This window comes from Bradyrhizobium sp. Mp27 (assembly GCF_029953005.1).
GTDB classification, from domain to species: domain Bacteria; phylum Pseudomonadota; class Alphaproteobacteria; order Rhizobiales; family Xanthobacteraceae; genus Bradyrhizobium; species Bradyrhizobium barranii.
In genome coordinates this window covers 1-22,615 of record NZ_JASAUS010000044.1, presented here as the reverse complement: position 1 = coordinate 22,615, position 22,615 = coordinate 1, and the positions used below count along the sequence as shown (strand labels likewise).

At 64.8% G+C, this 22,615-nt stretch carries 24 protein-coding genes and 1 tRNA gene; 17 read left to right on the top strand and 8 right to left on the bottom strand.

Features of this window, described 5'->3' with window-relative positions:
• Nucleotides 1–188 precede the first annotated feature (188 nt).
• The 7 genes from QJT78_RS22470 to QJT78_RS22440 all read left to right on the top strand — a co-directional run bounded on the left by QJT78_RS22470 (nt 189) and on the right by QJT78_RS22440 (nt 5,904).
• Nucleotides 189–566, top strand: coding sequence for a hypothetical protein (locus tag QJT78_RS22470; RefSeq protein WP_028147365.1), 378 nt, complete (start codon nt 189–191; stop codon nt 564–566).
• A gap of 148 nt (nt 567–714) precedes the next feature.
• Entirely contained in the window at nt 715–1,119 is a 405-nt protein-coding gene (hisE, locus tag QJT78_RS22465; RefSeq protein WP_028147364.1) for a phosphoribosyl-ATP diphosphatase, read from the top strand.
• A 133-nt stretch (nt 1,120–1,252) separates the two neighbouring features.
• On the top strand, nt 1,253–1,855 hold the full coding sequence (locus tag QJT78_RS22460) for a YqaA family protein (protein ID WP_080586632.1): 603 nt from the start codon (nt 1,253–1,255) through the stop codon (nt 1,853–1,855).
• Nucleotides 1,856–1,962: 107 nt separating this feature from the next.
• Nucleotides 1,963–2,502, top strand: coding sequence for a hypothetical protein (locus QJT78_RS22455; RefSeq protein WP_028147362.1), 540 nt, complete (start codon nt 1,963–1,965; stop codon nt 2,500–2,502).
• Between the two features lie 27 nt (nt 2,503–2,529).
• Nucleotides 2,530–3,930: an aspartate ammonia-lyase gene (locus QJT78_RS22450; RefSeq protein WP_028147361.1), complete on the top strand. Its 1,401-nt coding sequence runs from the start codon at nt 2,530–2,532 to the stop codon at nt 3,928–3,930.
• A gap of 155 nt (nt 3,931–4,085) precedes the next feature.
• Nucleotides 4,086–5,054 (top strand): nitronate monooxygenase family protein, encoded by a 969-nt coding sequence (locus tag QJT78_RS22445; RefSeq protein WP_028147360.1) that lies wholly within the window; start codon nt 4,086–4,088, stop codon nt 5,052–5,054.
• 76 nt (nt 5,055–5,130) lie between these two features.
• On the top strand, nt 5,131–5,904 hold the full coding sequence (locus QJT78_RS22440; protein WP_028147359.1) for a thioesterase family protein: 774 nt from the start codon (nt 5,131–5,133) through the stop codon (nt 5,902–5,904).
• Between the two features lie 421 nt (nt 5,905–6,325).
• Here the strand turns inward: QJT78_RS22440 and QJT78_RS22435 are convergent, their stop codons facing one another.
• Nucleotides 6,326–7,888, bottom strand: coding sequence for an AMP-binding protein (locus tag QJT78_RS22435; RefSeq protein ID WP_028147358.1), 1,563 nt, complete (start codon nt 7,886–7,888; stop codon nt 6,326–6,328).
• 108 nt (nt 7,889–7,996) lie between these two features.
• Here QJT78_RS22435 and QJT78_RS22430 point away from each other — a divergent pair, with 108 nt between their 5' ends.
• The 7 genes from QJT78_RS22430 (at nt 7,997) to QJT78_RS22400 (ending at nt 13,715) form a co-directional block, all read left to right on the top strand.
• Nucleotides 7,997–8,962: a nitronate monooxygenase gene (locus tag QJT78_RS22430; RefSeq protein WP_028147357.1), complete on the top strand. Its 966-nt coding sequence runs from the start codon at nt 7,997–7,999 to the stop codon at nt 8,960–8,962.
• 168 nt (nt 8,963–9,130) lie between these two features.
• Nucleotides 9,131–9,379 carry a hypothetical protein gene (locus QJT78_RS22425; RefSeq protein ID WP_028147356.1) on the top strand — a complete coding sequence of 83 codons (249 nt, stop codon included), beginning with the start codon at nt 9,131–9,133 and terminating at the stop codon, nt 9,377–9,379.
• A gap of 131 nt (nt 9,380–9,510) precedes the next feature.
• Nucleotides 9,511–10,221 carry a hypothetical protein gene (locus QJT78_RS22420; RefSeq protein ID WP_038944566.1) on the top strand — a complete coding sequence of 237 codons (711 nt, stop codon included), beginning with the start codon at nt 9,511–9,513 and terminating at the stop codon, nt 10,219–10,221.
• Nucleotides 10,222–10,308: 87 nt separating this feature from the next.
• Nucleotides 10,309–10,992, top strand: coding sequence for a hypothetical protein (locus QJT78_RS22415; protein ID WP_028147354.1), 684 nt, complete (start codon nt 10,309–10,311; stop codon nt 10,990–10,992).
• Between the two features lie 130 nt (nt 10,993–11,122).
• Nucleotides 11,123–11,344: a hypothetical protein gene (locus QJT78_RS22410; RefSeq protein WP_028147353.1), complete on the top strand. Its 222-nt coding sequence runs from the start codon at nt 11,123–11,125 to the stop codon at nt 11,342–11,344.
• Nucleotides 11,345–11,352: 8 nt separating this feature from the next.
• A complete protein-coding gene (locus QJT78_RS22405) occupies nt 11,353–11,820 on the top strand; it encodes a hypothetical protein (protein WP_028147352.1) in 468 nt (155 codons plus the stop codon).
• A gap of 2 nt (nt 11,821–11,822) precedes the next feature.
• A complete protein-coding gene (locus QJT78_RS22400) occupies nt 11,823–13,715 on the top strand; it encodes a PQQ-binding-like beta-propeller repeat protein (protein WP_028147351.1) in 1,893 nt (630 codons plus the stop codon).
• 129 nt (nt 13,716–13,844) lie between these two features.
• On the opposite strand, the gene QJT78_RS22395 is transcribed toward QJT78_RS22400, so the two are convergent.
• A complete protein-coding gene (locus QJT78_RS22395) occupies nt 13,845–14,069 on the bottom strand; it encodes a hypothetical protein (RefSeq protein WP_014491555.1) in 225 nt (74 codons plus the stop codon).
• 226 nt (nt 14,070–14,295) lie between these two features.
• Here QJT78_RS22395 and QJT78_RS22390 point away from each other — a divergent pair, with 226 nt between their 5' ends.
• Complete coding sequence (locus QJT78_RS22390; RefSeq protein ID WP_028147350.1) at nt 14,296–14,577, top strand: hypothetical protein; 282 nt, start codon at nt 14,296–14,298, stop codon at nt 14,575–14,577.
• A 138-nt stretch (nt 14,578–14,715) separates the two neighbouring features.
• Here the strand turns inward: QJT78_RS22390 and QJT78_RS22385 are convergent, their stop codons facing one another.
• The 4 genes from QJT78_RS22385 to QJT78_RS22370 all read right to left on the bottom strand — a co-directional run bounded on the left by QJT78_RS22385 (nt 14,716) and on the right by QJT78_RS22370 (nt 20,599).
• Nucleotides 14,716–16,647, bottom strand: a complete 1,932-nt coding sequence (locus QJT78_RS22385) for an ATP-binding protein (RefSeq protein ID WP_038944567.1) — start codon at nt 16,645–16,647, stop codon at nt 14,716–14,718.
• Nucleotides 16,644–17,327 (bottom strand): response regulator transcription factor, encoded by a 684-nt coding sequence (locus QJT78_RS22380; protein WP_028147348.1) that lies wholly within the window; start codon nt 17,325–17,327, stop codon nt 16,644–16,646. Before QJT78_RS22380 ends, QJT78_RS22385 begins: the two co-directional genes overlap by 4 nt.
• Before the next feature lie 1,754 nt (nt 17,328–19,081).
• The gene (locus tag QJT78_RS22375; protein ID WP_240537702.1) at nt 19,082–20,194 is read right to left on the bottom strand and encodes a DUF2235 domain-containing protein; all 1,113 of its coding nucleotides are present in this window, start codon (nt 20,192–20,194) and stop codon (nt 19,082–19,084) included.
• 171 nt (nt 20,195–20,365) lie between these two features.
• Nucleotides 20,366–20,599, bottom strand: coding sequence for a hypothetical protein (locus QJT78_RS22370; RefSeq protein WP_028147346.1), 234 nt, complete (start codon nt 20,597–20,599; stop codon nt 20,366–20,368).
• Nucleotides 20,600–20,724: 125 nt separating this feature from the next.
• On the opposite strand from QJT78_RS22370, the gene QJT78_RS22365 reads away from it, so the two are divergent.
• On the top strand, nt 20,725–21,186 hold the full coding sequence (locus tag QJT78_RS22365; protein ID WP_028147345.1) for a DUF6314 family protein: 462 nt from the start codon (nt 20,725–20,727) through the stop codon (nt 21,184–21,186).
• A 35-nt stretch (nt 21,187–21,221) separates the two neighbouring features.
• Here the strand turns inward: QJT78_RS22365 and QJT78_RS22360 are convergent, their stop codons facing one another.
• Both QJT78_RS22360 and QJT78_RS22355 read right to left on the bottom strand, forming a co-directional pair.
• Nucleotides 21,222–21,524 (bottom strand): hypothetical protein, encoded by a 303-nt coding sequence (locus QJT78_RS22360; RefSeq protein ID WP_028147344.1) that lies wholly within the window; start codon nt 21,522–21,524, stop codon nt 21,222–21,224.
• Between the two features lie 192 nt (nt 21,525–21,716).
• Nucleotides 21,717–21,801: transfer RNA gene (locus tag QJT78_RS22355), tRNA-Leu, on the bottom strand.
• 158 nt (nt 21,802–21,959) lie between these two features.
• Between QJT78_RS22355 and QJT78_RS22350 the strand changes: the two genes are divergently transcribed.
• The gene (locus QJT78_RS22350) at nt 21,960–22,502 is read left to right on the top strand and encodes a disulfide bond formation protein B (protein ID WP_028147343.1); all 543 of its coding nucleotides are present in this window, start codon (nt 21,960–21,962) and stop codon (nt 22,500–22,502) included.
• Nucleotides 22,503–22,615: the final 113 nt, after the last annotated feature.

Here is a 22,615-nt window from a genome sequence, read left to right as displayed (position 1 = left end):
TCGCAGCGCCGGCCGGCCACGAGCCTGCGCGCGCCAACATGAACGGCGGATGAGCGGGGGTTGCGTCATGATCACGCAACCCCGTTCAGCTTCTGTTGGGGTTGGGGAACCCAACATGGGCTGCGGGTGTTTGAACGACATGAGCCTGTCGCCAGGCACCATTCGAGGTCCCAAGGAGGGTCCAGGACATGTTTGACAGATTGTCGAGATTTGCCGGCCGCAAGGCCGTCCTTGCCACTGCCGCCGTGGTCGCGCTGACCGCGGTCGCCCCGACCGCCTCATACGCAGGCGGCCGCCACTGGCGCGGCGGTGGCGGCGCGGCGGCTGCCGCGGCCTTTGCCGGCATCGTCGGCACCGGGCTCGCGATCGCGGCGAGCCGTGACGCCTACGCCTATGATTACGGTCCGGGTCCGGGCTATGGCTATTACGGCGGCGGCCCTGCCTATTACAGTGGCCCCGCCTACGGTCCTTACTACGGCCCGGGCCCGAACTACCAATATCAGCGCTATGGCGGCACGGCTCCGTCGGAGCTCTGTGGCCAAGGCTACATGCAGAACTGCTACTAGCCTTGGCTACCAAGTCCTTGGCTACCAAGTCCCGGGCTACCAAGTCTTGACCACAACGGGCCGTCGCGCTTGCCGCGGCGGCCTGTTTTTCGCTTTTAACCCTGCGCGTTAACGCGCTCGCCATTGGTTTAGGGTAGTTTTGAGTACCATGAGTGATTCGCTTGAGCGGCTATATCTGGCTGTGCTCGCGGCCAAGGATCTTGATCCGGCAACATCGCGTACCGCCCGGCTGTTTCAGCGTGGGCCATCCAAAATGGCGAAGAAACTGGCCGAAGAGGCCATTGAGGTCGTCATCGACGCGGTCAATGGCGATAGCGAGGCCGTGATCCGGGAAAGCGCCGACCTGCTCTACAATCTCACGGTGCTCTGGGCCTCGGCCGGCGTGCGCCCGGAGGATGTCTGGCGCGAAATGGCGCGGCGGGAAGACATGCTCGGCATTGCCGAGAAGCTGCCCAAGTCGCCGATGAAGCTGCCCAAAGTCGCGTCACCGCGCGTTGCCGCCAGGCGGCCAATTGTCGCGCTGGAAGGGCGCGTCTCGCGCAAGCGCCACTAAAGCGCGATAAAACCGGAGCCAAGCGTCATCGCGCTTTAGGTTGTTGTTTGCGCGCGATCTTTCGGAAATCCGCGACACGCTGTTCCGGATCATGCCAAATCGTCACAAAACTCGCGATGGACAAATCCGTCCCATGGTGCTTCATCGCGGCGCCATGCTGAAACGTATCTACGACTGGTGCATCGACGCCGCCCACAAGCCCTACGCGCTCTGGATCATGGGAGCCGTGGCTTTCGCAGAAAGCTCCTTCTTTCCGGTCCCGCCGGATGTGATGCTGATCCCGATGTCGCTGGCGCGCCCGCAGCGCGCCTGGCTCTACGCCGCGGTCTGCACCGCGACCTCGGTGGTGGGCGGTCTCCTGGGCTACGCCATCGGTGCGCTGCTGTTTGACTCGGTCGGCCATTGGCTGATCCAGGTCTATGGCCTCGGCGACAAGGTCGATGCCTTCCGCGCCTCCTATGCGGAATGGGGCGCGGTGATCATCCTGCTCAAGGGCCTGACACCGATCCCCTACAAGCTCGTCACCATCACCTCGGGCTTTGCCGGTTACAATATCGGCCTGTTCATCCTGTGCTCGATCGTCGCGCGCGGCGGCCGTTTCTTCATCGTCGCGATCCTGCTCAACCGCTATGGCGACTGGATCCGCGTCAGGATCGAGAAGCATCTCGGTCTCTGGGTGGCGCTCGGCGCCGTCGTGCTGGTGCTCGGCTTCGTCGTCGCGGTCAAGCTGATCTAGAGAAGGGCCGCGTCAGCGCGACGCGTGAAGCCGTTCTCCGCAAAGATCATGTTCGCTCGATAACCCCGCGCTTTGCCGCTGCGCCGGGTTCGGCTACGGTCGCCGTCATGATGGTTCGATCCGGCAATCCGGTCCTCCGACCGGGGACGCTGATATTCGCAGTGCTTTCGCTCCTGCTCGGTGCCGGCGGCACCGGCTGGCCGCAATCCGCGCCGCCGGCGCTCGGCTTGCGGGAGCAGGGACCGCGGACCGCGCCGCCGCCCTCGACATCAACTGCTTCGTCGCCGTCGGCGCGCGAGGAAAATCCCGGGCTGATCAACGAAATGGGCAAGTTGTTCGACAAGCTGCCCTCGATCCTGCCGCCGATCAAAAGCCCGAGCGACACCATGAACGACCTGTCGCGGCTGGCGACGCCGTCGGCCATGGTGTCGGGGCGCATCGCCTGCCCCGCCTCGTCGAATGGCGCGCCCGACTGCAAGCAAGCCGCCGACCAGCTCTGCCAGAGCAAGGGCTACAAGGAAGGCAAGAGCCTGAACGCCGATTCCGCGGAAAAATGCTCGGCCAAGGTTCTGATCCCGGGCCGGCAACGCAAACCGGACGACTGCCGCACCGATACCTTCGTCACTAGCGCGCTGTGCCAGAACTGAGGACGTAGCGCCAGCAAAGGAGCGCCCATGAGCCGCACGGAGCAGGACTTCCTCGGACAGCGTGAGATTGCCGACGACATCTACTACGGCGTCCAGACCATCCGCGGGAAGGAGAACTTCCACATCACCGGCATCCCGATGAACCAGGAGCCTTACTTCGTGAAGGCGCTCGGTTACGTCAAGAAGGCTGCCGCGATGGCCAACCGCGACCTCGGCGCGATCGACGCGAAAGTTGCGGACGCGATCATCCAGGGCTGCGACCGCGTCATCGCCGGCGACATGATGGATCAGTTCGTCACCGACTTCATCCAGGGGGGCGCCGGCACCTCCACCAACATGAACGCCAACGAGGTGATCGCCAATCTCGCGCTGGAATCGCTCGGCTTCAGCAAGGGCGACTACCAGCATGTCAGCCCGAACGATCATGTCAATTACGGCCAGTCGACCAACGACACCTATCCGACCGCGTTCCGGCTGGCACTGATCCTGCGGCTCGAGAGCTACATGACGGCGCTGCGCCAGCTCCAGGAGGCCTTCTTCACCAAGGGCCGCGAGTTCGAGCGCGTGCTGAAGATGGGGCGCACGCATCTTCAGGACGCCGTGCCGATGTCGCTCGGCGCCGAATTCCGCGGTTGGGGCACCACGATCGGCGAGGAGGTCGACCGCATCTCCGAGGCGCGCGCGCTGCTGCGCGAGATCAATCTCGGCGCCACCGCGATCGGCACCTCCGTCACCGCGGCCGTCGGTTATCCAAAACTCGCGGTCCGGCATTTGAGCGCGCTGACCGGCGTCGACTTCATCCTTGCCGGCGATCTCGTCGAGGCGACCTCGGACACCGGCGCCTATGTGCAGCTCTCCGGCGTGCTCAAGCGCACGGCGAGCAAGCTGACGAAAATCTGCAACGACATCCGCCTGCTGGCCTCGGGCCCGCGCGCCGGCTTCAACGAGATCAACCTGCCGCAGCTCCAGCCGGGCTCCTCGATCATGCCGGGCAAGGTCAATCCTGTCATCCCCGAGGTCGTCAACCAGACCAGCTTCCTCGTCATCGGCCTCGACACCACGGTGACGCTGGCCGCAAGTGCCGGCCAGCTTCAGCTCAACGTGATGGAGCCGGTGATCTCATTCGCGCTGTTCTTCTCGATCCGCACCATGGGGCGCGCGGTCAACAGCCTGCGTGAGAACTGTGTTGTCGGCATCACCGCCAACGAGGAGCACACCCGCAACATGGTGCTGAACTCGCTCGGCATCGTTACGGTGCTGAAGCCGCTGCTCGGCTACAAGCAATGCGCCGAGATCGCGCGCGAGGGCTACAAGAGCGGCAAGTCGCTGCACCAGATCGTGGTGGTCGAGCGCAAGCTGCTGACGCAGGAGAAATGGGACGAGATGTTCTCGTTCGAGCGGCTGATCAATCCGGATTTGATCAGGTGATGCCGCCCGCATTTGCGTAGCGAATTCCGCATGTTGGAATTGCGGTAACGGCATCCGCCACGGCGTCAAAACGCAATACTTGACAGTGGAAAGATTGCCCTGTTGGTATGGCCTCCAGCTTTCGATTTGCTCGCCACCAAAGGATCGTTTCGCCTGTGTCCATGCCTGCCTTGTTCAAGGGGCGCCTGTCGATCCCCGTGATCGGTTCGCCGCTCTTCATCATCTCGGTGCCCGATCTCGTGATCGCGCAGTGCAAGGCCGGCGTGGTCGGCTCGTTTCCGTCGCTGAACGCGCGGCCGCCGGCGCTGCTCGACGAATGGCTGGCGCGGATCACCGAAGAGCTCGCGGCCTATGACCGTGCCCATCCCGACAAGCCGTCGGCGCCGTTCGCGGTGAACCAGATCGTGCACAAGTCGAACAACCGGCTCGATCACGACATGCAGCTCTGCGCCAAGTACAAGGTGCCGATGATCATCTCGTCCCTCGGCGCGCGCGAGGAGCTCAATCAAGCGGTGCACGGCTGGGGCGGCATCGTTTTCCACGACGTGATCAACCAGAAGTTCGCCCACAAGGCGATCGAGAAGGGCGCCGACGGTCTGATCCTTGTTGCGGCCGGCGCCGGCGGCCATGCCGGCACCATCTCGCCGCTGGCCTTCGTTGCAGAAACGCGAAAATGGTTCGACGGCCCGATCGCGCTGTCGGGTGCCATCGGCAACGGCAAGGCGATCCGCGCCGCGCGCATCCTCGGTGCAGACTTCGCCTATATCGGCTCGGCCTTCATTGCGACCAAGGAGGCCAACGCGGTCGAGAAATACAAGGAGATGATCGCGGGCTCGACGGCCGACGACATCGTCTACTCGAACCTCTTCACCGGCGTGCACGGCAACTATCTGAAACCTTCGATCCTCGCGGCCGGCATGGATCCGGAAAACCTGCCGACCTCCGATCCGTCCAAGATGAACTTCGGCACGGATGCCTCCGGCGAGCGCGCCAAGCCGAAGGCCTGGAAGGAGATCTGGGGTTCGGGCCAGGGCATCGGCAGCGTCGACGGCATCATCCCTGCCGCCGATCTGATCGCGCGCTTCAAGAAGGAATATGACGAGGCGATCGATCCGCCGCTCTAACCGCTCTCGTGTCCCGGACGGCGCTGCCGCGTGCAACGCTGCGTCCGGGGAACGCCAGCCGAGATATCTTGCAAACATGACCGCCATCTACCGCGTCGACGGCAACAGCGTCGTCACCAGCCCCAATGCTGCCGGTCCGTGGGACCGGCGCATGCAGCACGGCTCGGCGCCGTCTGCGCTGGTGACGTGGGCGGCGGAGCGCATTCCGACGCCGGTGCCGATGAATGTTGCGCGCGTCACCATCGACTTGATGCGCCCGGTGCCGGTGGCGCCGCTGACGATCGAGAGCGAGGTTTTGCGCGAGGGGCGCAAGATCCAGCTCTGCGAGATCAAGTTGTTCGCGGACGGTGTTCAGGTCGTCGGTGCCACCGTGCTCAAGATCAAGCGGCAATCACAGCCGTTGCCGGACGACGTCAAGGAGTTGCTGGTCACGTTGCCGTCGCCCGAGGACTCGCTGGTCGAGGATGGCCATGGCGCGACCAGTCCGTTCGCAGGCATGGTCTCGATGCGCGCCGCGCGCGGCCGCTTCGGCCAGGCCGGGGCCGGCGCGATCTGGTTTCGCCTCGACCATCCGCTGGTCGAAGGCGAAGCGGTCTCGCAGGCGATGCGCGCCGTGGTCGCCGCCGACTTTTCCAACGGCACCGCGTCGACGCTCGACTTCCGTGCCTGGACCTACATCAATGCCGACCTCACCGTGAACCTGTCACGCCAGCCGGTCGGCGAGTGGATCTTGCTCGACGGTGAATCCTGGATCGGTCCCGACGGCGCCGGCCTCGCGATGTCGCGGCTCGCGGATCGTCACGGCTATTTCGGCCGTGCGGTGCAGAGTCTGGTGATCGAAAAGCGGTAAGCGTGACGGCAAGCGCCGTGATCGCTCCTTGAGCCGATGGAACGGCAGACTTCCGCCGCCGCGGAAGGGATGCCCTGGTCGCGAACCTCTTCTTGTCCGGAGGTCTCTGTTCGACGCCAGCGTCCTGCCAGTTCAGCTGCCGTAGACGATCTTGATCTCCCACAGCAGGACGATGATAGCCGTGATCAACGTGATCGCGGCCAACGCACTTTCCAAGGAAGCGACTCTCATTTGATACTCCGCTTCCCAGCCCCGTCAGCGGTCTAGTTGATTCGTTGATTCGCCCGCAATTGCGCGGACGGCGTGCCTGAAAAGTCCCTTCCGAGCTGTTGTGCGCGGGTCACAGGGACCCGTAGAACCCCGGGGTCCGGCCGCGGGAATCCGTGCGGTGCTGCCTGCCACAAGTTGCAGACCGGGATGACTACCCCACCATCCGGTCCCGTCCGCTCCAGAAGCCTGCGCGCAGCACCTTCTTGTCGACCTTGCCGACGCCGGTCATCGGCAGCTGCTTGACGAACTGGATCTGCTTCGGTGCATGTGCCGAGCCTTTTCGCGTCTTCACCAGATTGATCAGCTCGTCCGGATCAGGCTTTGCCCCCTCGCGCGGCACGACGATGGCGGTGACGGCTTCGCCCCATTTCTCGTCGGGAATGCCGACGACCGCGACCATCGCGACATCCGCATGCCGCGACAGCACGTCCTCGACCTCGCGCGGAAAAATGTTGAAGCCGCCGGAGACGATCATGTCCTTCTTGCGGTCGAGGATGAACATGTAGCCGCGCTCGTCCTTGCGTGCGACGTCGCCGGTGTGCACCCAGCCATTTTTCAGCGTCTCGGCGGTGATGTCGGGCCGCTTCCAGTATTCGGCCATGACATGAGGAGCGCGCACGCAGATCTCGCCGGCTTCGCCCGTCTTCACGTCCTGGTCGTTGTCGTCGAGAATCCTGACCTCGCAGGTCGAGATCGGGAAGCCGCAGGACAGGAACAGCTCCGGCGTTTTTGGATCATGATCCGCCTTGCGCAGCACCGAAATCGGATAGCATTCGGTCTGCCCGTAAAGCTGCGAGAACACCGGCCCAATGCGTTCGATGCCCTCGACCAGCCGGCTCGGCGACATCGCGGAAGCGCCGTAGAGCACGAGCTCGAGCGAGGACAGATCGGTCTTGCTCAGCGCGGGATGATCGAGCAGCACATAGATCATGGTCGGCACGAACAGCGTGAAATTGATGCGCTCGCGCGCGATCGTTGTCAGCACCGCATCGGGATCGAAGCCTTTCAGCATGTGCACGGTGCCCCCGCGCATCAGGGTCGGCACGACTTTCGTGCCGGCGACATGGCTGATCGGGGCAACCGCGAGGTAGTGCGGGGTGTCCGGGATCTCGAAGTCGGCGAGGATCGCGGCAGCACCCCCGGCGTTCTCGCGGTGATAGCGCAGCGCGCCCTTGGATTTGCCGGTCGTGCCGCCGGTGTAATTCAGCGTGGAGAGATCGTCAGGGACGGCGAAGCAATGCGCGCTGGCATGGCCCTCGATCTCGATTGCCTGCAGGAGGTCGACACCATAGTCGGCGGCTCCCATGGTGAAGACAGCCTTGAGCCGGCTCGCGCTCGCGGCAAGCTCGCCGCCGCGATCGCGGAAGGTGGCGGCATCGACCACCAGCATCTCGGCCTCGGAATCCTCGAGCTGAAAGAGCTGGTCTGCCCGCGATCCCAGCGGATGCAGCCAGGTGACGCAGAGCCTGGATAATTGCGCGGCGACGCCGGCGCACCAGGTGTCGGCACGGTTGGCGGTGAGGAAGGCGACGCGTGCGCCGGGCTGCAAGCCAAGCCGCATGAACACCGCCTGGATGCGTCCGATCAGGTCGATGGTGCCCTGATAGCTCAGCGATCCACCGGGCCAGGCGAATGCGGTGCGGCCGGGATAGCGCGACAGTGCCCGCAGCGTCTGCGCGCAAGTCGGGGACGATGCGTGGAGCGGATCGGACATATGTTTCCCCGTTGCTTTGTCATCGGCTTTTGACGTGCCAATGTTTGCGCGCAACGCTAGCACAGAGAATGCGGGATGGAACGACAAAGCCCGCGCAAGGAGGCGTGAGTGGCATCCGATCGACTGCAACACTTCCGTGATCGTCTCGCTCTGCCTCTGATCGCAGCGCCGATGTTTCTGGTGTCGGGCGTCGAGCTCATGGTCGCGGCCTGTCGCAATGGCGTGATCGGCAGCTTCCCCACTGTGAATTGCCGCAGCACGGAACAGCTCGAGGCGTGGTTCGCCGAGATCGAAACGCGACTGCGGCAACACGAAGATCACGCAGGACGTAAGGCCGCGCCGCTTTGCCCGAACCTGATCGTGCATCGCTCCAACGCGCGGCTGGAGCAGGATCTCGCCGTGCTGCTGCGACACAAGCCGGAGATCGTCATCACCTCTGTTGGGTCGCCCGCGCCGGTGTTGAAGCCGCTGCACGATGCCGGCGCGCTGGTGCTGGCGGACGTGGCCTCGATCCGCCACGCCCAGCACGCGGCGGAAGCCGGCGCCGACGGGCTGGTGCTGCTCACCGCGGGCGCCGGCGGGCAGACCGGCTGGCTCAATCCGTTCGCGTTCGTCCGCGCGGTGCGCGCGTTCTTTGACGGCATCATCGTGCTCGCCGGAGGGATCAGCGACGGCCGCGCGCTGTATGCGGCTGGAGTCCTCGGCTGCGATCTCGGCTACATGGGCACGAAATTCATCGCGACGCGCGAGAGCATGGCGGACGAGCGCCACAAGGAGATGCTGGTCGACAGCAGCGCCGACGACATCCTGCTCACCACCGCGTTCACGGGGTTGCAGACCAGCATGCTGAAGCCGTCGATCGTGGCTGCGGGTCTCGATCCCGACGATCTGCCGGCACGCGGCGCGATCGACATCGGCAACGACATTGACGTCGACGCGCGCGAAAACCGCCCGAAACGCTGGCGCGATATCTGGAGCGGGGGACATGCGACATCGGGCGTGACCGACGTGATGGCGGTCGACGATCTCGTGGCGCGGACCCTCGCCGAATATCGCGATGCGGGCGGGCGGTAGGCGGCGTCCTTCCCCTCGCCCCGCTTGCCGGGGAGGGAGAGGAGGGGCGGTCGGTCCCGATCACAGTTAATCGAGCGCTCCTCCGCGGCCCCGTACTTAACGGCAGATTAACCAACGCCCGCCAAGAATCCCCTCACGGCCGCCAATCAGGACCGAGAGGGACAGGCGATGGACTTCGATTTTCTCAATAGCAAGACAGCCGCGACGCTGGACGAAATCCGGGTCCGCGTGGCCCATGCTCTGGCCCGTCACCCGCTGTGCCGCAACGTGCGCTTCGACATCCTCAGCGTGCCCCGCACCCGCCGGGGCGGCAATTGGACCGTGACGCTGCAATCGGTCGAGCCGCGCGCGGTCTGGGAAGCCTCCGAGATCGTCGCCGACATCCAGGATGCCTACGACCTAGCGCTAGCTGCCTGATTTTCTTGAGATTTCGGGGCATGTCGCCGCAGTCCGCGCGATTGCCGTTACGATGGCACGGTTAAGCCTTATTTACCGCCCAGTTTCCGGGCACTCGTCACGTGGACTTGAAGTTGGGCCTGGAGAGACGTTTGTCCAAAGCCATCACCATCGTTGTGCTGACCTGTTTCCTCGTCCTCGGCGCCGCCACCACCGCCATCCTCGGTCGTGACAGCGTGCCCAGCGTCAGCGCGGAGATGATCACGCAGGCCCCGCCGCCCAAGCAGCTTTCGACAAATCGCGCCGCCAAGGCCGACCGTCTGGTTCCGACGCTGGCGCTGGCTTCGGCCGCGATCGAGCCGGTGCAGGTGCCCGCCGACAGGCTTTCGCAGACCCCGGTGCTGACCGAGCCGCTGCGCCAGGCCTTCGCCGCCGCCACGCCGTCCGACTTCCCGATGCCCAAGGCAAGTGCGCATGATGCGCCGGCCGCGGCAGAGCTTCCTGCCGTCGAAGTCCCGGCGAAGCCGAAGGTAGTCGCCAAGCCGCCGCCGCAGAAATCCTATTCGCTGCTGTCCGAGGCCCAGATCGCGGGCATCAGGGATCGCCTGAAGCTGTCGTCGTCGCAGGAATATTACTGGCCTTCGGTCGAGACCGCGCTGCGCAATGTCGTCCGCAAGATCTCGGCAAACAAGCTCTCCAATCCGAACGCGCCGGGCGTGCCGATCGATCCGAACTGCGACGAGGTCCAGCAATTGAAATCGGCGGCAATGCCGCTGCTGTTCCAACTGCGCGACGACCAGAAAGAAGAAGTGCGCAAGCTCGCCCGCATCATCGGGCTGGAGAAGGTCGCGCAGCAGATCTGACGCGCAAGTTCCTCCGGGAATTGCGCCCCGTATCGGGAACATCCGGCAATCGACAAACGTTGCCCGCTCCAAAGAGGGAGTGGACCAATGCGCGCCTCGACAGCCTATTTCGTCGGTGCCGGAACGATCGTCGCGGCCATCGCCATTGGTCTTGGCGGCGGCATCGTCGCCGGCAATATCATGAATCCGGTTTCGTCCAAGCAGGGCCCGGACACGAGCAAGATGGCGCAGCGCGCTGAAGCCGCCAAACCCGCGATGACGGACGCGCCTTCCGAGCGCTTGCAATATCTCACCGGCTCGCAAGCCTTCGGCGCCATGATCGCCGCGCCGGCACAGGCCGAAGCCAAATCCGAACCCGCAAAGCGCGACACGCAGGCAAGTCAGGTGAACGCCGAGCCGCCAGCGCCGCAGCCTTCCCAGGCGGCCGCGGCCGAGCCGCCCAAGCCGGCGCCGGCATCGCCTCCGCAAGTCGCAAGGCCTGCCGAGCAGCAGGCATCGACAGAGCCGCCATCCTCAGCCGACAACGCCTATGCCAAGGCCAGGGATTCCGACGTGAAGCGCGCCGCGTCCGAACGGCGCCGCATGGAGCGCCGCGAGCGCTGGGCCGAGCGCCGGCATTACGACTCCCGCGAGCCGCGTGGCATGCGCGACCGCACCGATTGGGATGACGTCGCGCGCAACATCCGCGAAGATTCCGATGCGCGCGATGTCGCGAGCCGGCCGCGCGGCGGCTTGCCGCAGATCAGGCTGTTCGGACCTGACGACGATTAGCGCCCATCCCCGCCATCGCGCACGCGATCGTGAGCGACGGTTCGTTCTGCGGACGCGCTTGCCTCGATTTTCAACTTCCAGACGATCTCCGTTCAATGCATGATTGGCGTGGCTAGCCAAAGGCCGCGTCATGGGCGTAGCGCTGTTAGCTTGGGGTCGCTTCTTCGCGCCGTACCGCGAAGGCGTCACCGTGCGGGCGCCGGTTGATAGAGCCGGCATCGCCTGGCTGCTCCACTTTCTCGCGCGACACGCGCGGAATCGCGGCTTCACCGCGCTGCAATTGCCCTCGAAGGCGGACGGCGGAGCGGCCTTCTCGACTGACCTCACTTATCTCGCATTGCAAACCTTTTAGAGGTTTCCATGTCGATACATCTGTTGTGGACGTCCGCGGACAGTCTCATCGTGGCCTTTGCGCTCGCATTCATCGTTCCGCAACGGCACGTGCTGCCGCTCATTCTGATGTTCGGCGCTTGCGATGCGCTGGGTTCCGCGCTCGGCGTCACGATGCCGGTCGCGGGCGGGCTCGCAGCGATCCTGCTGATCGCGTGCGGCGCCTCGCTGGTGGTGCGCCACCCCATCGCGCAACGTCTTTTGAATGCGCCGGGCTGGTTCTATGTGCTGCCACCGCTGCTGGCGATCGACAATCTCGTGTCACGTACGACTGATGCGCCGGCCGTTGCCGCACTGTCGAGCGCGATGATGGCCGGGCTTGGCTTTGCCTGCGGAGCCGCCGTGTCGCGCGGGTGGCGCGCAGGCTTGCGCGACGTACGACCGCTTGCAGCGGCTTGCCTGATTGCGGCCGGAAGCCTCATCGCCTACGGAGCCTGACCATGGTCGCCTCCGTCACGACCCGCAGCTACGACCGTGCCCGTACCGGTACGAACAATTCCGAGACGGTGCTGACGGCGACCGCCGTCCGCACCAGGGGCATCGTCAAACTCTTCAGCCTTCCGATTCCCGACGATCCCAGGCTCGAGGCGCAGCCGCTGGCGGTCGGCGGCGTGCACACGGCCGACGGCAAGACACGCGATCTGATCTTCCAGGCCAGCATGGGCAATTGGGTCTATGCATTCGACGCTGTGACCGGTGAGAAGATCTGGGCGACCAACCTCGGACGTCCCATCGTCGGAACGAGGGCCATCGACGGCCACATGACCAACGTCCATTGGGGTATTCTCTCGACCCCGGTGATCGACGAGGGGGCGGGCATTCTCTATGCCTGCGCCTGGATCAGCGACGACGGCAGCGTCGCCAAGGGGCAGCATTTCCTCGCGGCGCTGCGGATCCGCGACGGCTCGAAGGTTCACGGGCTGCTGAATCTGGAGGGCGCGGTCTACACGCCGCCGAACGGCCTGCCGGTGCAGAAATTCGTCTCGGCCCAGCGCAAGCAGCGCAGCGCCCTGACGCTGACGCGGAACCACGTGCTGATTCCCTTCGGCACGATCGCCGAGACGTCGAAGACGGCGCGTGGCTGGCTGCTCGCGGTCGACGTCCATGCCTGGCGGCACGCTGCGTCGTGGTGCTCCACCGTCACCGGCTCCGGCGGCGGGCTGTGGCAGAGCGGGGCCGGCCCGGCCCTCGCTCCCGACGGTTCAATCTACGTCATCACCGGCAACGGAGCATTCTCGCCGCAGCATGGCGATTTTGGCGAGAGCATCGTGCGGCTCGCCTTGCACACCGGAAGCCATGCGCATTTCGAAGTCATGTCGTGGTGGGCGCCATGGACCGACGCCAACCGGGTCGGCGCGGCCGCGGACGCAGCAGCCGCCGACGATGACGACAATGACGAACTGGCGTTGCCGTCGAATGTTTCGCTGCCCTCCGTGATCGCGCATGCGAGGCGCATGGGAATGCCGCTGAAGCCGCGGTATGCGCGCGAGATGCCGCATGTCGAGGTCACGTCCGGTCGCAGTGCAACCGATGCGCAGATCGCGCCGGTCGTGGCGCATCACATGGAGGCGATGAACGAGTCGATGTGGGCCGACCAGGATTTCGGTTCCGGCGGTCCGGTCTATGTCGCCTCCGCCCATGCCATTCTGGCCGCGGGCAAGGACGGCATCCTCTACACCGGCAATGCCAATGCGCTCGGCAAGACACAGCCGGGCGAACTTGCAGCCGGCCATTTCGCGGCGAACTACAACAGGCTTCGCATGCCGCCGATCCTGTACACGTATTTCGATCCCGCCGTGCCGCCGGCGCCGGCGTCACCGATGGAGCTGAATCTGTTTCCAGGCGGCGCGACGCGGCATCTGCATGGCACGCCGCTGCTGTTCCAGTCCGCCACCCACGGCACCATGCATTTCGTCGGCGGCGAGAACAGCGCCTTGCGTGCCTGGTCGATTGCGGCCGACGGGAGAACGACCTATCTCGCCGGGAGCAACGAGATCGCCTCGCCGCAATCGCCGCGTCCGCCGGGCGGCATGCCCGGCTGGAGCATCACGCTTGCCGCCAACAACGGCACCGATGGCATCATCGTGGCGATGGTGCCCTATCAGGACAGCAACATGATTCTCAGTCCGGGCCGCTTCCTGGTCTACGATGCGCAGAATTTCGCCACCAATCCGGATGGCTCCAAGCGGCTCCAGGTGATCTGGGACAGCGAGGACTGGGGGCCGGAGCACGCCTTCATGCATCCCAAATTCAACCGTCCGATCGTCTGGAAAGGCCGCATCTATCGCCCGACTTATGACGGCCGCATCGACGTCTATGGCCTGACGCATTAGCTGCTGTCCCTCTCCCTTCTTCGCGGGAGAGGGTGGCTCGCGGGAGAGAGTCTCTGCTCTGGGGGCGTCGAGGCAGCTCTCATCCGCCTTGCCATTAGCAAGGCACCTTCTCCCACAGGGGGAAGAAGATCACCCGCCGTGCGACTCCACCACCTTGCGGCAGGCGTCCGAGAGCTTTGTCTTGTTCTCGCGCAGGCAGGCATTCATCTGCGGCGGCTTGCCGATATGTTCGGCGCAGAATTTGCCGGCGTCGCCGCGGCAGGCCATCTGCTCCTGCGGCGTCGGACCGGATTGCGCAGCGGCGGGCAGGATGGCGGCAGCGAGCAGCAGCGCGGCAAGAACTGAAGTCTTCATGAAACACCTCTTTGGGATTGTGACGGGTCCCGCTGGGATCGGGTGAGCCGGACCATCTCGCGGAGGGCCGTTGCCGGTCCATGCCATGTTCATGGCATCGGCTCGCCCGCCGCACCCCCATCTTCATGGCATGTATCCGCGCGCCGTCTTTTGCCATTCAGGCTGCACGTCGGCTGCGAAACCCGGTGATTGCATCGGGGCGCCGAACGGGAAGCAGGAGAGCAAGATGTTGAAAAACGTGGGAGCGCTGAGCGCCGGGCTGACGGTCATGATGCTCGCAGGTGCGGCGATGGTGTCGCTGGGCACGAGCCCGGCGCAGGCGGTGGTCTATTGCAAGACGGTCGGCGTGCCCAAGGGCTGCGTGGTGCGGCCGGCCGGGGCGGTGGTGGTCGCGCCGGCAGCCGCGGTCGCGGTGGCGACGCCCGGAGTCGGCGCGCCCGGCGTCGGCGTTCGTGCGGGGACGCCGATGAATCGCGGAGGCCCGGTCAATCGCGTCGGCGTGCGCTGACGATCTCGTTTGATTGAGTTGATTGCATCGCTTCGGGCGAAGGGATGATTTGCGGACGACCCCCCCGTCCTCCGCATGACGATAATCCGGCCCGTTCCCTCTCTCCGTGCGTCCCACACGTTCGGGGAGGGGGGCCTTTCAGCCCGTGGCGGCGGCGTCGCTATCGGGGAAGATTTTCGGCAGTTGCAGCCGTACGCTCGTCCCCGAGGAATCCGAGGCCAGATCCAGCACCGCGCCGCAGCGCGCGGCGCGGCTTCGCATGTTGCGCAGACCCCGTGCGGTCTGGCCCGCACTGCCGGCTTCGCCGTTGCCGGGCAGGGCAAAGCCCTTGCCGTCGTCCGCAACGCTGATCATGCCCCGCGGCCCGGAGTCATCTCCTTGGCCATCGTCGAGCGTCTCGATGGTGACAACGATATGGCGCGCCTGCGCGTGCTTGACCGCGTTGGTCACGGCCTCGTCGAGGATGCGCACGATCTGGATGACGTGCCATGGCCGCAGTTCGGGATGCAGCGGCAGGCCCTGCGGTGTCGCCACGTGCCATCCGAGGGCGACGTCGTGCGGCCGCAATTGTGCCGCCGCGCGTTCGCGCCAGGAGCCGAGCGCAAGCATCAGGTCGCCGCCGATGTCGTCCATGGAATCGATGACGAGGCGCAGATCCTTCAAGGCGGCGCGCGCGGCGTCCGTGATGCCCGAGCTCTCGTGCCCACGCTCGGAGAGGGCGACGATGCTGACGAGCTGGCCGCCGAGGCCGTCATGCAGGTCGCGCATCAGCCGCGTGCGCTCGTTGGCGAGTGCGGCGGCCCGCGCACGCTCCTCCTCGCGCGCAAAGCTCGCCTTCAGCCGCTCCTCGGCCTCGCGCACGCGTGCGACGAGCTGGCTGGCAAAACTGTCGACCTGGTTCAGGGCGCGGGCGAAGCGCCAGGTCAGCCCGGCGCCGATCGCGACCAGCATCGCCGAATAGGACAGGCGCGAGACAAAGATGCGCTCGTTGGTCATGATCTCGAACACCGACAGCATGTCGTGGACCCAGCAGGTCAGCACGATGGTCACTGCGCAGCCAAGCGTGAAGCTTGCGGCGTCCTGCCTCCGCACCACCTGTGCCGCCGTGATGCTGGCCATCAGCAGCAGGCAGACGCCGACCATGGGAATGCCGAGGACCAGGAAGAGAATGCGCGGCAGCGGCGGACCGCCCACCAGTCCGACCGCGAACACCACGATGCCCGGCACGAACAGCAGCGCGCCATAGCGCGGCCAGCGCCAACCGAAGAACAGCAGGGCGAAGACGACGATCAGCGCGCTCTCGGTCGGCGCCGATGCCAGCAGCACCGCGGCAAGCCGCGATGTCGTGGCCGGCGGCACCGGCGGCGGTACGAACGCCTGCACCACGCCGAGCACCATCGCCTCCGCCAGCACGCCATAGACCGGCTCGCGGCGCCGCATCAGCCACATGATGGCGAGAATGACGGCGAGGATCGATTGCCAGGCGGAGAACACCACGGGCAGCGTGACGAACAGCAATGTGCGTGTTTCGTAGGACGGACGCAGGGCAGCATCCGGCCCGACATAGACGGTGTCGAGAAAGCCCTTCAGCGGTCCCCAGACGAACAGCCGCACCGCGATCTCGTTGTCGCCGTCATGCAGCAGCGAGGCGGGGATGAGCGCGATCTGCGGCGTGTTGCGATCCGGCCGGTTGGCGTTGGCATCGCGGCGGGAGTCGAGCACGACGACGCCGTTGACGGCGACCTCCACCGCGTTGCTGAAGCGCGGCAGGAATACGCACCATCCGGCATCGCCGTTTCTGAAAGTGAAGGTGCCGGTGTAGAGCGGAGGATCTGACAGCGAATAGCGCGACGACGTGAAATGCGGCAGCGTCACGGGACGGCTCGCGCCGTCCTCCCGCAGTGAAAATCCGCTCACTGCAAAATCGTCGGGGTCGCTGGGCTGGAGTAGCCGCAGCCCCAGGATGGTGACGATCACGATCAGCGCCTGGAGCAGCAGATAAGGCACCAGGCGCGACACGATCAGCCGGCGCCGCGGGCGTGTCGGTGCCTTCGCCGCGATCTCGCTCACAGCTTGATCAGGCCCTGCTGCACCGCCTCGAACACCGCTTCACTGCGCGTGTGCACTTCGAGCTTGCGATAGATGTTCTTGATGTGGCCGGGCACGGTCTGCCTGGACAGGCCGAGATGGCTCGCGATCTCGGCGTAGCTGAAACCCTTTGCGATGCCCCAGAGGATATCGATCTCGCGCGGGGTGAGTCGTGCGGTGTTGAGCACGGGCCCCCGCGGCGGCTCGGCCGAACTCGGGGCGACGCCTTGCGTTCTGCGCACGATGAAACGGGCGATCGAGGCCGAGATCGGCGAATGGCCGGCGACCAGATCGCGCACGGTGGTGGCGATGTCGGTCGGGAAGGCGTCCTTGAGCAGATAGCCGGTGGCCCCGACCGTTATCGCGGAGATCACGCTCTCCTCGTCGCCGAGCGCCGAGATCACCATGATCTCGGTGTCGGGAAAGCGCTGCCGGGTCTCGCGGATCAGCTCGATGCCATGGCCGTCGGGCAACCGCAGATCGGTCAGCAGCACGCGCGGCGCGCCGCCGTTCAGGGCCTGGCGCGCCTCGCCGAGCGTGCCTGCGCTGCGCACCTTGTAGCCGGCCTTGACCAGCGCATCCTGGAGCCGCCAGCAGGTCGGCGCATCGTCCTCGACGAGGAGGATGGTGATGGCCTCACCCGTCTCGCCCTGTTCGCTCATGTTCGTCGTCCCGCACCGCGTGTCCCCCGCGGCGCGAGGCCAAGTTTAGCCGCGGCGCGGACGCCGCGACACCCATAATCATGGGGGCATCATGGGGGCGTTGTCACTCTTCCGCTCCGTTGTGGCCGGCGCCTACTGCTTTGGCGTCGGCTGCGCGGGCAGACGCTGTACCGTGATCCGCGCCGTGCCGCTGTTGTTCTTGTAGTATTGTTCGTCCGGCCCGAAATAGTCGGCGTATTTTGCCGGGGCCAGCCATCGCAGGAAGCCCGGGACGATCTGCACGGCGTCGTTGACGTAGAAGAACAGCTCGCCGGAATCAGGTGCGGTGAATTCGGCCACCATCCGGTCTGCAAGTTTCTGCGTGTCCCAGACCTTGCGTGCCGACTCGTCTGGCGGAAGCGCATCGAATGTGCCCATCTTCGCGATATCGGCCTTGAGTTTCGTCAGCTTCGCCGCATCGTCCGTGCTCGATTCCTCAGCGTTTTCGATGCGGACGGGATATCTGTTTTTTGGCTCATCCTGAGCATTGTCCTCGGGGAGGGTCGGGTCAATGCGGCGCGGCAGTTCATCTGCCGACATCACGTTCATGGCCTGCAGCGGCTGATCGTTCAGGCCCTTCTCGCCGACGCGTACGACCGGCCGGAACCAGTCCGCGCCGAACAGCCGCCGGGTCGGGAGAGCGAGGTAATGGTGGTCTTCGTAGGTCTGGAATCCGTTGACGCCGGTCATGATCGTGCGGTCGAACCAGCGTTGGTCGATATCGATCCAGACCCGGTATTTGCGGCCCTTCTCCACGGCGAGCCTGCTTGCCCAACAGAACTGATTGACGTTGAACAACTCGGTCGCAGGAAGCGCGTTGTCGCCCACCGGCTTGGCTGGCGGAATGTCTACCGCGACGTTCACTCCCTTTTTCTTCGCCTCTGCGGCTTTTGTTTCCGGGGTTTCACAAACCTGTCCGGTCGCGACGCGCCAGGTGAAGAAGCTGCTCGAGGCGATCAGCAAGGCCGCGGCGTAGATGACGACGATGGAGACGACGGGAAAGATGATCTTGGTGAACGGAAAGCTCATCCACCGCGCATTTCGCTGCATCAAACCGCCAAACCTGAACAACCAACTCATCCGGCTGAGGTTTTTTGCGCTCGCCTTCCGTTCCGGCCGGTACCAGGCGAGCCGCGCCCGCTCCTGGATGCCATCACGCAGCGAGGCGTTGATGCTCCAGACCCACCACGTGACCAGCACGACGAGTGAGGTGGCGACAGGATAATAGAGTGCGATATTGAGCCATGGCCCCGCATAGGAGGGCAACACGTTCTTGAGCAGGTTCGCGACGGAGCCGAGTATGGCGCTGAAACCCCAGTCGATGTTGCTGACAAAATCGCGCAGGCTCTTGCCGGATGTATCTATGATCTTGTGGGCGATCCACGGCCAGGCGGCAATGACGCCCGTCATGATCAGGAGCGAGAAATAGGCCACGCGTCGCCACCACACGGCGCCGCGCGCCAGATTCGCCATGTCCGCGTCTGGCGCTTTCATTCCAGTGAAGGCGTCGGATTCCTCCTTGCTTATCGGGCGCCTCGCTTTCTTCGCGTAGGCGTCATGCATGGCTTGGTGCGCGCCGTCATTGGTGAGCTCCCTGATGTTTCCGTCGGGCATCAGCACCCGCGCGTTCGCCGGCAGCATGATCGGCGCATAATCGTCGCATCCGAACAGCATTCGCTCGACCACGGCGAAGTGAACGACCGGTTTGCCGCCGTTCACATCGCCTTCGAGGATCGGCCGCGGACCGTAGCGGTAAAGCACGGCGGCGCCGCTGCGTGAATCGTGCTTTGGCCCGATCGCCGATTGATACTCGCGGAAACGCTCGATCGTGCCGTTCTGGAAGCGCAATTGGCCACCAGCTGCTCGGTCATCCAGACCAGCGGAACGAAGGAGAGGGTGGATTCCGGGTAACCGCCGCCAATGTCGGAATGGACGCCCGCGAACCACACCTCCTTGACGGTCTGGTCATTCGCTAGACGGCTCTGGTCGATCCGCAGCGGATGAAAGGTGGTGCGCTCGTCGTCGAGCGCGAGCGCGTGACAGATGTGCTTCGCCTTGCGCGAGGGCCGGTGATTGCGGAACGAAATCGGCCAAATTGCCCAGTCGATCGCGACGCGCAGCTCCTCGATCGGTACGCCGAAAGCCTCGACCGTGTCGAACAGCCCGAGGAATTCAATCTTGACGTTCTTGCGGCCGGCCATGGCCTTGCGGACCGTGCAATAGGAGCGGTGCCAGCAGACGAAATGGTAGATGATGAGCAGCAGGTCGCGAATCCAGCGCGCAATCCAGATCGTCGGCAGGCTCCGATAGCCCACCGATTCCTTGCGGTATTCCCGCCATGCGGACATGGCGTTGCGCTCCATCTCGGCATGCGAGACCGGCTCGCCCTTGATTTCCGCCGGCACCAATCCCTGGCTCGCGATCAGCGCCGCCAGCGTGCGCGCAGTGAAGGCGCCACGGCTGAAGCCGAAGATGTAGATCTCGTCGCCCTCGCGCCAGTTCCAGCACAGGAAGCGATAGAGCTTGCGGACGTTGGAGGGAACGCCGATGCCGGTGGCGCCGTCGATGGCTGCGAGCGGCGCCCAGCCGGCGGTGCCGACACCCTTGATGTAGTGGGCGATCTGGTCCGGCTGGGTGTGGTCGAGCGCTTCATAGAGCCGCCAGACGCTGGATTCCTGGGCGGTGAACGCGTTGCCCGTGCCGTCGGCGAACAGCACGAGCTTGCGCTTCGACAGGGTGGTGGCGGTCGTCCCGGCGGCGCTTGCATCGTCATGCGTGTGCTTGGGTCTGGCAGAATCGCCATTCTGCGCGCCATCATGCTGGGTCATGGGGCCCCTCTGGCAATCGACGGTAAAGCACTTCAGGCTGGCGCCGTTCAGCGCTCCACGATTTCAATCAATGGTTGCGTCATGAAAAACAGGTGCATTCTGTGCATAGTCCCGTTGAGGTAGCAAGCGGGATCGCATCGCCGCGCCACCGGGATTCTCGCAACCGCGTGGCTACGGGATTTCAACCCTCGGCGGCGGATAGCGGCGCGCCAGCGCCGACAGCGGCAGGTGCCGTTCGCCTTCCGGCAGCTCCAGAAAGGCCAGCACTTGCGGCCGCTTCCAGTCACCGATGCCGAAATCCATCGCCGTCCATTTCTGCGGCTCGGGCCCCTCGAGGCCCCGGACCCAGACGAAATAGCGGGGGAGGTCGTCGGCGTCCGCTTCCGTCGTGCGTCTCCTGGCCATCAAAGCTGCTCACTGGATCACCATTTCGTTGCGATAGGATATAGGTATCGGCTCGCTGAAGTCGAACTCCCAGCTACGGATCCTGTGAAGCTGGACCGGCTGGTTAATTGCGCAGGTCTGAAGATATGAATGAAGTGATGATCGATGGCTGGGGTGACGCCTCGGACGTCACGAAAAGGCTGATCGGCTCATGGTCCTTCAACCGTGTCATCGAAGGCCAGGCTACGATGCAGGGTATCGCGATCTTCACGCCACTGGACGGGGGGCGGTTGGCCTATCGCGAGCAGGGACATCTGAAGCTCGCGAACGGCACCATTGTGCAGGCCGAACGCGAATACGTCTTCAGCAACAGCGAGGGCGGATTCAAGGTCTTCTTCAGGGAAGATCCGCCGCGGCTGTTTCACGAGATTTCACTGTCCGCATCTTCCGGAGGAGAGCTGAGCGAACGTGCGCGCCATCTTTGCAAGCACGACGACTATCAGTCGGCCTACATGTTCCTGCCGGATGGAACGTTCGTCGTCCGTCATGTCGTGTCGGGTCCACGCAAGGACTACACGATGAACACGACCTACACGCGTCTCTCGTGATCAAGCCGGGGCGATGGCGACGGCCGTGCCGCCTCTCACCGCCAGAGCTCACTCTCCGCCACGCGGTTGATGTCGGCGAGCCGGCGGTCGGCGTCGCCGTGAAGATCAATGCTCTCAACCAGCGTTAGCAGACGCTGATAGGCGCCATCGGCGATTTCGACCGGCAGCGGCTCCTCGTCAAAGGCCTCGACATAGCTGCCGACGAGGCCGCTCAACAGGCGGCAAAGACCGCGCTGGGCGGGATCGTCCCGGCCGAGCGTCTCGAGCTTTTGCTGAAATGTCCGGAAGGTGCGCAGGCCGTGGTGCTGTTGCGAAAGCCACGTATGCAGGTCGTTCATGTGAGCTCCTTCGAGTTACAGAAGAAGCTACCGGTTTATACAGGTGGGATGTGACGATTGGAAGGGGAGGGAAACACCGGATTCGTTGATCCAGTCCGCCTTCGCCAAGGCTTCGGCGGGACAGCCTTCCCCGCTTCGCATGGATAGACTTCCGCCCGGCTCGCCCAGCCGTAGCTGCGAAGCAGCGAAGGCTGGTGCCCCTGGCCGGAATCGAACCAGCACTCCTTGCGGAACTCGATTTTGAGTCGAGCGCGTCTACCAATTCCGCCACAGGGGCTCCCGGTCGGCCCCCGGGAAAAGGGCCTCGCAAAGCGGGCGGACTATAGCCATGGACAGGGCAGGGTCAACCCGCGCCAAAGTGATCCCGGCTGTTCTCGACAGCCGCCTGGGCCGGGGTTAGAGCCTTAAGAAAGCGACCCACCGGAAGAGGCTGCCGTGACGACCCAGAGTGCCGCAATACCTGCATTCAGGCCGGCTGGGACCGGTCCCGCGCTGACCGCCTCGGTGCTCGTCACGCTGATTGCCGCTGCGACCATCGCCGGCGCCTGGTTCTTCCAGCTCGTGCTGGAGATACTGCCCTGTCCGCTGTGCCTGGAGCAGCGCTACGCCTATTATCTCGCGATCCCGGTCGGTGTGCTGACGGCGCTTGCGGCGCGGAGCGGGGCGCCGCGGCCGCTGCTGCTCGCGGGCCTTGCGATCCTCGCGCTGGCGGCACTCGCCAATGCCGGCCTCGGCACCTACCACTCCGGCGTCGAATGGGGGTTCTGGAAGGGCCCGACCGATTGCTCCGGTCCCGTCATCAATCTCGGCAATGCCGCCGACCTGCTGTCCAAGCTCGATACCGTGAAGGTGGTGCGCTGCGACGAGGTGCAGTGGCGCTTCCTCGGTCTCTCGCTCGCCGGCTACAACGTGCTGATCTCGCTGTTGATGGCGGCGATCGCGGCGTGGGGATTTTTGCGGACGGCGAAGCGCGCGTAGCTGCCCTAGTACCCACTTTTCTTGGAACGTGAGTCGTGATTCAAGGTCGGGATGATACCCGAAGCAAGAGAAGTCCACCTTTCGAGGAAAGATCGCAAGGTGCTTGAGGCGTG